The organism is Mesorhizobium qingshengii (assembly GCF_027563465.1).
Lineage (GTDB): Bacteria > Pseudomonadota > Alphaproteobacteria > Rhizobiales > Rhizobiaceae > Mesorhizobium > Mesorhizobium qingshengii_A.
The window spans coordinates 141451-154332 of the sequence record NZ_JAPFQA010000007.1 but is presented as its reverse complement, the minus strand read 5'-3'; the positions used below and the strand labels follow the sequence as shown (position 1 = coordinate 154332).

12 protein-coding genes are annotated in these 12882 nt (G+C 63.1%); 9 read left to right on the top strand and 3 right to left on the bottom strand.

Annotated features, from left to right (window positions below; translation table 11 throughout):
- Nucleotides 1–5: 5 nt before the first annotated feature.
- Nucleotides 6–797 carry a GGDEF domain-containing protein gene (locus tag OOJ09_RS17665; RefSeq protein ID WP_269906403.1) on the top strand — a complete coding sequence of 264 codons (792 nt, stop codon included), beginning with the start codon at nt 6–8 and terminating at the stop codon, nt 795–797.
- A 224-nt stretch (nt 798–1021) separates the two neighbouring features.
- On the opposite strand, the gene OOJ09_RS17660 is transcribed toward OOJ09_RS17665, so the two are convergent.
- Nucleotides 1022–2854 (bottom strand): ATP-binding protein, encoded by a 1833-nt coding sequence (locus tag OOJ09_RS17660; protein WP_269906402.1) that lies wholly within the window; start codon nt 2852–2854, stop codon nt 1022–1024.
- Between the two features lie 154 nt (nt 2855–3008).
- Between OOJ09_RS17660 and OOJ09_RS17655 the strand changes: the two genes are divergently transcribed.
- The 3 genes from OOJ09_RS17655 to OOJ09_RS17645 are packed head-to-tail and all read left to right on the top strand — an operon-like array spanning nt 3009 to nt 4466.
- Nucleotides 3009–3572: a helix-turn-helix domain-containing protein gene (locus tag OOJ09_RS17655; protein WP_269906401.1), complete on the top strand. Its 564-nt coding sequence runs from the start codon at nt 3009–3011 to the stop codon at nt 3570–3572.
- Between the two features lie 4 nt (nt 3573–3576).
- Nucleotides 3577–3885: a hypothetical protein gene (locus OOJ09_RS17650; RefSeq protein WP_091580539.1), complete on the top strand. Its 309-nt coding sequence runs from the start codon at nt 3577–3579 to the stop codon at nt 3883–3885.
- Between the two features lie 50 nt (nt 3886–3935).
- Nucleotides 3936–4466, top strand: coding sequence for a GNAT family N-acetyltransferase (locus tag OOJ09_RS17645; protein WP_269906400.1), 531 nt, complete (start codon nt 3936–3938; stop codon nt 4464–4466).
- 16 nt (nt 4467–4482) lie between these two features.
- On the opposite strand, the gene OOJ09_RS17640 is transcribed toward OOJ09_RS17645, so the two are convergent.
- On the bottom strand, nt 4483–5370 hold the full coding sequence (locus tag OOJ09_RS17640; protein WP_269906399.1) for a LysR family transcriptional regulator: 888 nt from the start codon (nt 5368–5370) through the stop codon (nt 4483–4485).
- 121 nt (nt 5371–5491) lie between these two features.
- Here OOJ09_RS17640 and tmpA point away from each other — a divergent pair, with 121 nt between their 5' ends.
- Together tmpA and tmpB are read left to right on the top strand one after the other, a co-directional pair.
- Complete coding sequence (gene tmpA / locus OOJ09_RS17635) at nt 5492–6643, top strand: gamma-butyrobetaine dioxygenase (protein WP_269906398.1); 1152 nt, start codon at nt 5492–5494, stop codon at nt 6641–6643.
- Entirely contained in the window at nt 6640–7230 is a 591-nt protein-coding gene (tmpB, locus tag OOJ09_RS17630; protein WP_269906397.1) for an HD domain-containing protein, read from the top strand. The genes tmpA and tmpB overlap by 4 nt, the downstream gene beginning before the upstream one ends.
- Before the next feature lie 79 nt (nt 7231–7309).
- On the opposite strand, the gene OOJ09_RS17625 is transcribed toward tmpB, so the two are convergent.
- Nucleotides 7310–9112 carry an NAD(P)/FAD-dependent oxidoreductase gene (locus OOJ09_RS17625; RefSeq protein WP_269906396.1) on the bottom strand — a complete coding sequence of 601 codons (1803 nt, stop codon included), beginning with the start codon at nt 9110–9112 and terminating at the stop codon, nt 7310–7312.
- A gap of 565 nt (nt 9113–9677) precedes the next feature.
- Between OOJ09_RS17625 and OOJ09_RS17620 the strand changes: the two genes are divergently transcribed.
- The 3 genes from OOJ09_RS17620 to OOJ09_RS17610 all read left to right on the top strand — a co-directional run bounded on the left by OOJ09_RS17620 (nt 9678) and on the right by OOJ09_RS17610 (nt 12837).
- Nucleotides 9678–11459 (top strand): acetolactate synthase 3 large subunit, encoded by a 1782-nt coding sequence (locus tag OOJ09_RS17620; protein ID WP_269906395.1) that lies wholly within the window; start codon nt 9678–9680, stop codon nt 11457–11459.
- Between the two features lie 85 nt (nt 11460–11544).
- Nucleotides 11545–12117 carry an acetolactate synthase small subunit gene (ilvN, locus tag OOJ09_RS17615; RefSeq protein ID WP_091580555.1) on the top strand — a complete coding sequence of 191 codons (573 nt, stop codon included), beginning with the start codon at nt 11545–11547 and terminating at the stop codon, nt 12115–12117.
- 123 nt (nt 12118–12240) lie between these two features.
- Nucleotides 12241–12837 carry a LysE family translocator gene (locus OOJ09_RS17610; RefSeq protein WP_269906394.1) on the top strand — a complete coding sequence of 199 codons (597 nt, stop codon included), beginning with the start codon at nt 12241–12243 and terminating at the stop codon, nt 12835–12837.
- Nucleotides 12838–12882 lie beyond the last annotated feature (45 nt).

Here is a 12882-nt window from a genome sequence, read left to right as displayed (position 1 = left end):
AGCAGATGCGTTTCCACAAGGCGGAATCAGCATTTTTCGTCTTTATTTTTGTGATCCTGGCCGCCGGTCTGGTGACGCTGCATGCCTATGGGCTTCTGCAATCCTTCGCCACCGAGCTGCATACGGCTTCCGGCCAAGAGAAGATCATCTACCTCAACAAGCTCTTGTTCGCGACTGGCGTGCTTTTGGCCACGGCGTTGTTTTTCGGCATCTTCTTCATCTATCCGCTGATCCGCAAACAGGCGACGGAAGAAGGCAAGCTGCGCGCCATGACGGTTTCGCTCAGCGCCCGTTCGGAAACGCTGGAGCACGCCGCCCTGACCGATGGTCTGACCGGCATGCAGAACCGGCGCTATTTCGACGATGCGCTGAAGGAATATCTCGAGGAGTTCAGGCGCATCGAAAAGCCCGTCGGGCTGATGATTCTCGACCTCGACCATTTCAAGCAGGTCAACGACACCCATGGCCACGATGTCGGCGACGAGGTGCTCAAGGCCGTCGCCAATTGCCTCAAGGACATGACGCGCTATCACGACGTGGTGGCGCGGTTGGGCGGCGAGGAATTCGCCGTGGTCACGCCCAACATGGACGCCGCACTTCTGGGCAAGTTTGCCGAGCGCATCCGCAAGGCGATCGCCAACATGTCGGTGCTCTCCGGCAATGTCCGCCTCAAGATCACCACCAGCGTTGGGCTTGCCGTCTGGGACCGCAAGGAGACAGCGGAGGAGTTTTACCGCCGCGCCGACCGCCAGCTCTATGAGGCGAAGAGGCAAGGCCGCAACCGCGTCTGCGCCTGAAATCCCATCGCTGAATTCGTGAGGCAGGCCGTCTGCCGCCGTCTTCTCCGCTTCCGGTGCTCACGGACTGACTGTCCGCTCCGCTCCGGTTCTCGAAAACAGCACCATCCGGCTCAGCCTGACGAATTCCCCGACGGGATTTACCAGGCTGGCCAACGAGGCAGACTCAATGGAAACTTGATGCGGCTTCTCAATCGGTCGGTAGAACGACGTACCCTGCCGGTTCAATCGTTCTGGGGGCGCAGGCCGAAAGTCGCTGGCTTGAGACCATAGCGCATGTCGAAATCGTCGTCCGATTGCACGCGGGTGGCCGGCGGCTTGCGGTAGTCGGGGTCGCCGGCCTGGCGGCCCGAGTCGACGACTTCGGCGAAGGCCATCGCCTGCTGCTGCGGTTTCGGCACGTTGCGCAGCCGCTCGACGATCGCCACCAGATCGACATCATCGCCGACTTTCGACGATTTGGCGTCTTCGCGCTTGGTCGTGCCCGGGATCAATTCCGCAGGCAGTTTTTCGAACTTCAGTCGCATGGTCGTCGCTACGCCTTCACCAAAGGCAATGGCTTCGCGCTGCCCCATGGACGACAGGAAGGCAAGTGTCGATGCCGAGGAGTCGGCAATCGCCGAGCGGATGATCGCCTGGTCCTGCTCGTTGGCAAGCCGCATGGCAAAGAAGGTCGAGCATTGCGACAGAATGGTCGGATCGAGCTCTCCCGGGCGCTGGGTGACGACGCCGAGATAGCAGCCATACTTGCGGCCTTCCTTGGCGATGCGCGACAGCGCGTGCCTTGTCGGCGCGAAGCCGAGGCGGGCGTCGGCCGGCATATAGCGATGCGCTTCTTCGCACAGCAACAGAAGCTGCAGCTTGCCCTCGCTCCACAAAGCGAGATCGAAGGCCAGGCGCGCCAGAACCGAACAGACGGAATTGACCACTTCGGACGGCATGCCGGCCATCTCGAAGCAGGTCACCGGGCGGCCGTGATGCGGCACGCGGAAGATGTTGCCGATCGTCTCGTGGATGGTGTCCTCGATCAGGCGCGAGTTGAACATGAAACGGTAACGCGGATCGGCCGCCGCCGATTCGATGCGTGTCTTCAACGATTTGAGCGTCGGGCGATCGTTCTTGCTTTCGAGCAGGCCCATGCGCTCGTCGATCTGCTTGATGAGGTCGGCGATGCGGTAAGGGACCGGCGTGTCGGCGGTCAGCGCATCGCTGCCGCGCCGCAGATAGGTGCCCGAATTCGGATTGCGGTACAGATTCTTGGCGGCCGGGATGAGGTCGCGCAAGGCGTCGATTTCTTCCGGCACGGTCTCACGCCCGCGGAACAGCACCTCGGCGAATTCCTCCAGCCGGAACATCCAGAACGGAAGATCGAGCGTCTTGGAATCGACCCTGACGCAATATTCGGGCAGCGACGCCGCGAACTCGTTGTGCGGATCGAGGATCAGGATGCGCAGGTCGGGCCGCGCCGCGATCGACTTGCGCAGCAGCAACGAGACGGCGGTGGATTTGCCGACGCCGGTGGTGCCGACAATGGCGAAGTGGCGCGCCAGCGTATCGTCGATGGCGATGTTGGCAGCGATCGACTCGTCCTGCGAGAGCGTGCCGATGGTGATGGAATGACGCCCGGCGAGATCATAGACCGCCTGCAGGTCACGGGTGCGGATGCGGTGGGCGATGGCACCGATATGCGGATAGGTGGTGATGCCGCGATCGAAGATCGGCTTGGCGCTTGGGTCAGCTCCGTCACGGACTTCGCCGATCAGCTCTATGCTGACTTCGATCGGGTTCTGGCCCTCGTTGCTCCAGGCGCGATCCGACTTGCCGATCCCGTAGACCAGGCCGACGGTTCGCGTGGATCCGAGATTGATGGAAATCATCTTGCCGACCGTCCACAGGCCGGTCACCGCGCCGTCGATATCGTCGGCGTAGGCGCTGATGGTGGCGCGCGCGCCGTCGCATTGCACGACATTGCCCAGGACGCGCCTGTCGTTCTGCTCTGCATTACGGCGCTCCTGCGATGTCGGTTCTCCGCCGGGAGCTTCGCGTTCGACAAACATGGACAGGCCAATCCCAATTTCCCTGGAGCGTCGACCCTACAGGAATGGGGTTAAAGCGGGATGAGGTCGGATGGTGTAGAGAGGATTAAGCGGTTCGTGCAAATTGTCGCGAGACGGCTCTTCTCCAATCCCGGTATTTCGCTATAATGGACGCATGGATGATATAGCGAACGATATTTCCTCGACCATCGGCAGAAGGATTCACGCCGAGAGGATCATTCGGGACTGGTCGCTGGCCGAGCTGGCGGAGCGGTCTGGCGTGTCGAAAGCGATGCTGAGCACGATCGAGCGCGGCAAGACCAGCCCGACGGCGGCCCTTCTGGTGCGGATCGCGTCGGCGTTCGGCATGACGCTGTCGACCCTCATCGCGCGCGCCGAATTGCAGGGCGGCGGGTTGCTGCGCGAGAGCGATCAACCGGTGTGGCGCGATCCCGATCCCGGTTATGTCAGGCGGCATCTCTCGCCATCTTGCGACATGCCGCTCGAACTGATCAGGGTGCAACTGCCGGCGGGCGCCAAGGTCAGTTTTCCCGCCGCGTCCTATGCCTTCATCAAGCAACAGATATGGCTGATCTCAGGGCGGCTCGAATTCGTCGAAGGCGATGTGGTGCACAGGCTTGAGCCCGGCGACTGCCTGGCGCTTGGTGCGCCGGCGGACTGCACCTTCCATGCCTTGGGACCGGGCGCCGACTATCTCGTCGCGCTGGTCAGGGGCTGACATCATGGCGAGACGACCAAAGCGCTCCCACAATGGGGGGCCGCCTCTTGATGAGTACAAGGGGCCGCCATGGGGCAAGGGTGACCCCTACATCTTCCTTGCCTGGCAGGCGGCCCACGCCAAGGCGTGGAAGGCGCCGAGCCGCGAGGTCATGCTGCTGCGCATGGACAAGGCCGAACGGCTGGGCCTGACCTATGAGGAGTACACGCTCGAGATTCTGGAGCGGGGGCGGCATCTCCGGGAAGAAGACACCGAACGCATTGCCGCGATCAAGGCGGCACGCAAGCGACGCCGCGCGCGCCATCTCGATTGACGGCGGTGAATCCGCAACGACCCATTTCACCACAATTACAGGACGCACGGATGAGTTTCCTCGAAATCAGAGCCCTGACCCCGACGATGGAAACGCGGGACAGGCTGGCTGGTCTGCTGATCGAAACGGTTGCTGCCGGGGGTTCGGTGAGCTTCATGCATCCGCTGGCGCCAGAAGCGGCAAGCGCGTTCTGGGAGAAGTCGCTGGCTGCGGCGGCAAGAGGCGAAAGAGCGGTGCTTGGCGCCTGGGACGGCGAGGTTCTGGTCGGCACCGTGACCCTGCTGCTCGACTGCCCGCCCAACGAGCCGCACCGGGCCGAGATCGCCAAGCTGATGACGCGCGTCGATCATCGGGGCAGGGGCGTGGGAACGCACCTGATGCGCGCTGCCGAAAGGGTTGCCGTTGAGAAGGGCCGCACGCTGCTGGTTCTGGACACTGCGACGGAGGAGGGCGCTTCAGGCCTCTACGAAAAACTCGGTTTCACGCTGGCCGGCGAAATACCGGACTATGCCTTCAAGCCGCATGGCGGGCTGACCGGTACGCTGATCTACTGGAAGCGTATCGGCACGCCATCCCCGTAACTCATGCCGGTCCCGGTCACGTCGACGCCGCACCGGAGAGGCGCGACAGCAGCCAGTCGCGGAAATCCTGCTCGGCGCCGGTCAGGCGCGCGGTCGATGCCCTGGTCAGAAAATGCCCCGAGGTGCTGGAAAGTTCGAAGTCTGAAAGCCTGACCAGCGCCCTGCTGTCGAGCGCCGCATCAATGAGCGGCCGCGACCCCAGCAGTACTCCAGCGCCGGCGCTCGCCGCTTCCATGGCGGCGACGAAACTGTCGAAGCGGTGCGATCGCCTGGGATGGCCGGCCAAGCCCGCGGCGGTGAACCATTCCCCCCACATCTCGCGCGCGCCGGCAACCAGAAGCAACGGCAGGGATGTCCAGTCGGCGCCACCGGCCAGGGCCGGAGCCGCCACCGGCACCAGCCGCTCGCCAGTCAACCTGTCGGCTTCCCGCGCGGGAAAGGATCCGTTGCCGAAACGGATGTCGAGCACCGAGCCGGGCAGGTCGTAGTCGGTGGGGCGATGGATCGTCACCAGGTCGAGCTGGACGCGCGGCAGCGCTTTCGCAAGATCGGGCAGCGCCGGAACCAGCATCAGCAAGGCAAAGGAGATCGGCGCCCTGATGGAGACAGTCTGGACGGCGCGCGGCTCGAACAGTTCCGCGGTGCTGTTGCCGATGGTGGCAAAGGCCGACTGGATGTGCGGCAGGTAGGCCGCGCCCTCCGGCGACAGCGCGACGCCGCGCGCCAGCCGCAAGAACAGACGTGTCTTCAGCCGCTCCTCGAGATGCCGGATATGCTGGCTGACGGCCGCCTGGGTCAGGCCAAGCTCGGCTGCCGCCGCGGTGAAATTCGACAGCCGCGCCGCGGCCTCGAAACTGCGCAGCCAGTCGAGGGGAGGCAAGGCCGGGATGGTTCTTCGAGCCATTAGCTGGTTGTGGTCATTGCCTAAAAAATGATAATTTGAGTTATGCCTTTCGCGCGGTCAACATGCAATCGAAACCCTGCGGACCGGGCCGCGGGGGCGTAGCGGACAGGAACGGATTTCCATGCTTACCCACGCGCTGATTGGCGACGAAGGCAGAACAATCGAACTTGGCTGGAAGGACGGGACGCGCACCCGCTTTCATGCGATGTGGCTGCGCGACAACGCGCTGGACGACAAGACGCGCAGCGCCGGCAACGGTCAGCGGCTCATCACCATCCTCGACATACCGGCCGAGACGCGGATCAGTGGCGCACTGATCAAGGCAAGCGCCCTCGAGATCAGCTTCGTGCCCGAGCAGAAGACGGTGCGATTTCCGACGGCATGGCTGAACGCCAACGCCTATGATCGTGGCGAGGCGCGCCAAACCGGCTGGACGGATGTCGGGATCAAGCGATGGACCGGGGCAACGATGCAGGGTTCCGTGCCGCGCGCCGACTATGCGACCGCCAGCCGCGACCGTGACGTCCTGCGGCGGTGGCTGTCGGCGGTGCGAGCCTATGGCTTTGCCGTGATGGATGGCTTGCCGGCCGAATCCGGTGCCCTGTGCAAGGTGTCGGACCTGTTCGGCTATATCAGGGAAACCAATTACGGCCGCTGGTTCGAAGTGCGCGCCGAGGTCAATCCCAGCAATCTCGCCTACACCAATCTCGGCCTCCAGGCGCATACCGACAATCCCTATCGCGATCCGGTGCCGACGCTGCAGATCCTGTCCTGCATCGAGAATACGGTGGAGGGTGGCGAGTCGAGCGTCGTCGACGGTTTCGCCGTCGCGGCCGCGCTGCGGGCTGAAAACCCCGAAGGCTTCCGGCTCCTGAGTTCATGGCCGGCACGCTTCGAATATGCCGGCTCGTCGGGCGTGCGACTTCAGGCGAAGCGGCCGATGATCGAACTCGGGCCCGATGGCGAGCTGATCTGCATCCGCTTCAACAACCGCTCGCTTGCGCCGACAGTCGACGTGCCGTTCGCCGACATGGACGCCTACTACGCCGCCTATCGCCGGTTCGCCGAATTGATCGAGGATCCCTCCTTCGAAGTCACGTTCAAGCTCGAAGCAGGCCAGGCCTTCATTGTCGACAACACGCGCGTCATGCATGCGCGCAAGGCGTTTTCCGGTACAGGCAAGCGCTGGCTGCAGGGTTGCTATGCCGACAAGGACGGCCTGCTGTCGACGCTGGCGGCGATCGAACACGGGTTCAAGGAGGCGGCGGAATGAGCGGCCAGGACCTGAACGCGGACAATATCGTCGAATTCATCGCCGACATTTTTGAACGCCGGGGCGCGGAATCCTATCTCGGCGAACCCGTCACCATGTCCGAGCATATGCTGCAGGGCGCGTGGTTCGCCGAGCAGGACAGCGCGCCGGACGAACTGGTGGCGGCGGCCCTGCTGCACGACATCGGCCACTATACCAGCGAGTTCGGCACCTATTCGCCCGACGATGTCGAGGACAAGCATCATGACGAGGCCGGTGGCGAGGTGCTGGCGCCGTTCTTTCCGCCCGTCATCGTCGAATGCGTCAGGCTGCATGTAGCGGCCAAGCGCTATCTCTGCGCCACGGATCCGACCTATTTCGGCAAGCTTTCGCCGGCCTCGATTCACACGCTGTCGCTTCAGGGTGGACCGATGAGCGCCGAGGAGGTGGCGGAGTTCCGCAAGAATCCCTTCCACGAGGAAGCGGTCCGGGTCCGTATCTGGGATGAGAGTGGCAAGATCGCCAACATGAAGACGCGAACGTTTCGCGACTATGTCCCGCTGCTGCAGCAGGTGGTGACCAGGTTCGCGGCCGACAAGGCGGCGTAGCCATTCGCGATCGAACAAGAGGGAGGCACGGTCTGCACCGTGCCTCCCTCTTTTTTCGTTTCGCCGGATGGTCTTGAGACTATCCCTTGTGATGGACCTGCTGCAGCCCGTAGACCGGCGTCGGCAGGCCGACCTGCCGGGCCTTCAACTGCAGGGCCAGGAACTGCGAATAGTGGCGCGACTGGTGCAGATTGCCGCCATGGAACCACAACGCCTCCTGCTGCGTCGGTTTCCACATGTTGCGCTGTTCGCCTTCCCAGGGGCCGGGATCCTTGGTGGTGTTCGAGCCGAGACCCCAGCATTTGCCGACCTTGTCGGCGACCTCCTTGGAGATCAGCTCCGCCGCCCAGCCATTCATCGAGCCGTAGCCGGTGGCGTAGACGATGACATCGGCCGGCAGTTCGGTGCCGTCGCTGAGCAGGACGGAATGTTCCTTGATCTCCTTCACGTCGACGCCGCTCTTCAGCTTGATGGCGCCGTCTATGATCAGCTGCGAGGCACCGATATCGATGTAGTAGCCGGAGCCGCGCCGGAGATACTTCATGAACAGGCCCGAACCGTCATCGCCCCAGTCGAGCATGAAGCCAGCCTTTTCCAGCCCCTTGTAGAAGTCGGCATCGCGCTCCTTCATCTTTTCATAGAGCGGGATCTGGAACTCGTGCAGGATCTTGTAGGGCAGGGAGGCGAAGATGAGGTCGGCCTTGGCCGTGGTCATGCCGTTCTGCACCGCCTGTTCCGAATAAAGCGCGCCAAGGCCGATATCCATCAGCGTGTCGGACTTGACGATGTGTGTGGTGGAGCGCTGCACCATGGTGACGTCGACGCCAGTCTCCCACAGCGCTGCGCAGATGTCGTGGGCGGAATTGTTCGAGCCGATGACGACCACCTTCTTGCCGACATATTTGTCGGGACCGGGATGCTTCGAGGAATGGTGCTGCTCGCCCTTGAAGTTCTCCATCCCCTTGAACTTCGGCAGATTGGGCCGGCCCGACATGCCCGTGGCCAGCACCAGCTGCTTGGGCTTCAGGGTGATGTCCTTGCCGTCGCGGTGGACCACGACGGTCCACTCCTTCTTCTTGTCGTCGTAGGACGCGCTCTTGGCCTCGGTCGAGGACCAGTAGTTCAGCTCCATGACCTTGGTGTACATTTCCAGCCAGTCGCCGATCTTGTCCTTGGGCGAGAAGACCGGCCAGTTCTTCGGGAAATCGATATAGGGCAGATGGTCGTACCAGACGGGATCGTGCAAGCAGAGCGACTTGTAGCGCTTGCGCCAGCTGTCGCCGGCCCGCTCGTTCTTCTCGATGATGATGGTCGGCACGCCGAGCTGCCGCAGCCGCGCGCCGAGCGCGATGCCGCCCTGGCCGCCGCCGATGATCACCGTGTAGGGCTGCGTCTTGAAGCCGAGTTCGGCGGCTTCCTTTTCGCGCTCCTCCTTCCATGTCAGGCGGTTCTTGCCCGAACCATGCTTGGCGCCCATTGGCCGCGCGAAGCCCGCCGGCTCCTCGTGGCCTTTCAATTCGACCATGGTGGTCAGCAGCGTCCAGATCTTGCCGTCCTTCAGCCTGATATGGCCAAAGCCGCGCGCCACCCCGGTCTCGAAACTGATCCAGCTTTCGATCAGCCCGCCGCTTTCTGTCGCGTCCTCGCCCTTGGCGATGGCAAAATGTGACGGCTTGATCTTCGACAGCTGGCTTTCCAGCATGTCGCGGACCTGATCGCGGCCTTCCATGGTCTTGATATTCCAGGTGAAGGTGACGAGGTCGCGCCAGTAACAATCCTCCTGAAAGCAGCTGACGGCTTTGTCTATCTCGTTGGCGGCAAGGGCGGCGCCGAATTGATCGAGCAGGTCGGACAGTTTCTTGTTTGGGGCCTTGTCGAGCATCAGCGTTCCTCCCGTAAAATCCAAATCGTCATGGTGGCTCCTCCCGACTTGCAAGCCGGACGATCAAGTATCGGCAGAGATGGCGGCCTTCGTCACGCCCCACCATAGTTTCCAGTGATTTCAACGACTTGCCCAAAACAAGTCGAGGGAGAGCCGTTCACCGTCCGCCGGCAACGATGCAGGCGAAGACGATATCCAAGTGCGATCCGCCCGTTCCCGCTGCAAGGTGCCGGGCTGACCGCCCGGCGCTGAGGCCGGACGAAACCCGGATAAGCGGCGCGGGCGGCTCACCCGGGAGCCAGGCAACGCAGCTGCGCGCCGACTGCCGGTTCGATTTTTCCCGTTGACAGGCTGCCTTTCCCGCCCTTAGTGTCCGCCACCATGAAAACGGCACTCATTCTCGTAGGAAGGCGCGTGGGCAAGGCGGTGTAACCGCCGGGCGAAAACCTCCCATGCGCAACACACAGGCTCCCTCGGGGGCCTTTTTTATTGCCTGAAACACGACTAAACGACCAGTAACACCCAAATGGCAACGCCCAAAGGGCGACAGTACGGGACCAGACCGATGAGCAACGGACAGAGCGAGCGGCGCGAGATGACAGGCGCCGAAATGGTGGTGCAGGCGCTGAAGGACAATGGCGTCAAGCATGTCTTCGGCTATCCGGGCGGTGCCGTCCTTCCGATCTACGACGAGATCTTCCAGCAGGACGAGGTCGAGCACATCCTGGTGCGCCACGAGCAGGGCGCGGGTCACGCGGCCGAGGGCTATGCCCGCTCGACCGGCAAGGCCGGCGTCATGCTGGTGACCTCAGGCCCGGGCGCCACCAACGCGGTGACGCCGCTGCAGGACGCGCTGATGGATTCGATCCCGCTGGTCTGCCTGACCGGGCAGGTGCCGACCTCGCTGATCGGTTCGGATGCGTTCCAGGAATGCGATACGGTCGGCATCACGCGCCCCTGCACCAAGCACAACTGGCTGGTGAAGGACGTCAACGAGCTCGCCGCGACTATTCACGAGGCCTTCCATGTCGCGACGACCGGTCGTCCTGGTCCGGTGGTCGTCGACATCCCGAAGGACGTGCAGTTCGCCAAGGGCTTCTACGTTCCACCACAGATGGCGCCGCGCACCAGCTACCAGCCCAAGGTCCAGGGCGATCTGGAAAGGATCAAGGCGGCGGTCGAGCTGATGGCCACCGCCAGGAAGCCGATCATCTACAGCGGCGGCGGCGTGATCAATTCCGGCCCCGAGGCGAGCCATCTGCTGCGCGAACTGGTCGATCTCACCGGTTTCCCGATCACCTCGACGCTGATGGGGCTCGGCGCCTATCCGGCATCGGGCAAGAACTGGCTGGGCATGCTCGGCATGCACGGCACCTATGAAGCCAACATGGCCATGCATGATTGCGACGTGATGATCTGCATCGGCGCGCGCTTCGACGACCGCATCACCGGCAGGCTGACCGCCTTCTCGCCGAACTCGAAGAAGATCCACATCGACATCGACCCGTCGTCGATCAACAAGAACGTCCACACCGAAGTGCCGATCATCGGCGACGTCGGCCGGGTGCTGGAGGATATGGTGCGGCTGTGGCGGGCGACCGCCAAGACCGACAAGAAGGCGCTCTATCCCTGGTGGGAGCAGATCGCCAAATGGCGCGCGCGCGACTCGCTCGCCTATAAGATGAACAACGACGTGATCATGCCGCAATACGCCATCCAGCGGCTCTACGAACTGACCAAGGGCATGGACACCTACATCACCACCGAGGTCGGCCAGCACCAGATGTGGGCCGCGCAGCACTATCATTTCGAGAAGCCGAACCGCTGGATGACCTCAGGCGGGTTGGGCACGATGGGCTACGGCCTACCGGCGGCACTCGGCGTGCAGATCGCGCATCCCGACGCGCTGGTCATCGACATCGCCGGCGACGCTTCGGTGCAGATGACGATGCAGGAGATGAGCGCTGCGGTGCAGCATGACGCGCCGATCAAGATCTTCATCCTCAACAACCAGTATATGGGCATGGTGCGGCAGTGGCAGCAGCTGCTGCACGGCAACCGGCTGTCGCATTCCTATACCGAAGCGATGCCGGACTTCGTCAAGCTGGCGGAAGCCTATGGCGGCCACGGCATTCGTTGCGAGAAGCCGGACGAGCTGGACGACGCGATCAAGGAGATGATCTCGGTCAGGAAGCCGGTGCTGTTCGACTGTCGCGTGGCGACGCTCGCCAACTGCTTCCCGATGATCCCTTCGGGCAAGGCGCACAACGAGATGCTGCTGCCCGACGAAGCGACCGACGAGGCGGTGGCCAATGCCATCGACGCCAAGGGCAGGGAACTGGTGTAGTCCGGCCGAGCCGAGGCAGGGCTGTCGCGAGAAGCCGTGCGCAAACAGAGAATTAGATCAAGAGTTTGAAATCGAGATTCATGTCATGAACGCACAGCTACAGCCGACCGGCTCTGCCTACTTCATCGCCAAGGAAACGGAAAAGCCCGAGAACCACACGCTCTCGGTGCTGGTCGACAACGAGCCGGGCGTGCTTGCCCGGGTCATCGGCCTGTTTTCCGGGCGCGGCTACAACATCGAGAGCCTGACCGTCTCCGAGACCGAGCACGAGAAGCATCTGTCGCGGATCACCATCGTGACGCGCGGCACGCCGCATGTGCTGGAGCAGATCAAGCATCAGCTCGAGCGCATCGTGCCGGTGCACCGCGTGGTCGATCTCACCGTGCGCTCGCATGAGTTCGGCCAGGAGCGGCCGCTGGAGCGGGAACTGGCGCTGGTCAAGGTTGCCGGCACCGGCGAAGCCCGCGTCGAGGCGCTGCGGCTGGCCGACGCGTTCCGCGCCAGCGTGATCGACGCCAACACCGAGCATTTCATCTTCGAGATCACCGGCAAGGGCTCCAAGATCGACCAGTTCATCGCCATCATGAAGCCGCTCGGCCTGGTCGAAATCTGCCGCACCGGCGTGGCGGCGCTGAACCGCGGCCCGCAGGGCATGTAGGGCCGGCCAGGCCGAACCGGATATTCCGCACGCGCCAAAGCCTGGCTCGGCCACAGGCCGGCCACTGGCCTTTGCGCGGCCGCCGGAAAGAGACAATAGAGCTGACGTATCTGGGAGGATATCATGTCGCTTGACGCATTCCTCGCCTTGTTGGTCTACGCCTTCGTGACCTCGATCACGCCGGGGCCGAACAACCTCATGCTCCTGGCATCGGGGGTGAATTTCGGCATCGTCAGGACCGTGCCGCACATGTTCGGCATCAGCATCGGTTTCCTGGTGCTGCTGGTGGCGGTCGGGCTTGGTCTTGGCGCGGTGCTGGCGGCGTTTCCGGCACTGCATACCGCACTCAAGATCGCCGGCGGCGCCTATCTGCTCTACCTTGCCTGGAAGATCGCCATGTCGCGTTCGCTTGCCGGCAAGGGCGAGGCGAAGGGGCAACCGATGCGCTTCATCGACGCGGCTGCGTTCCAGTGGGTCAACCCCAAGGCCTGGGTAATGGCGATCACCGCCATGGCCGTCTATACCAATCCGCAGCATCCGTTCCTCTCGGTGGTGCTGATCTCGGTCGCCTTCACCATCGTCAATTTGCCGAGCGTCTCGGTGTGGGCGGGTTTCGGCACCGCGCTGCGCGGTTTCCTGTCGGACCCGGTGCGGCTCAAGTGGTTCAACATCGCCATGGGCGTGCTGCTGGCGGCGACGCTCTGGCCGATGCTGCGTTAGGTCGCTGGCTGTTCCGCTGGGAAGAAAGGCCGGAGTGCACAGCTA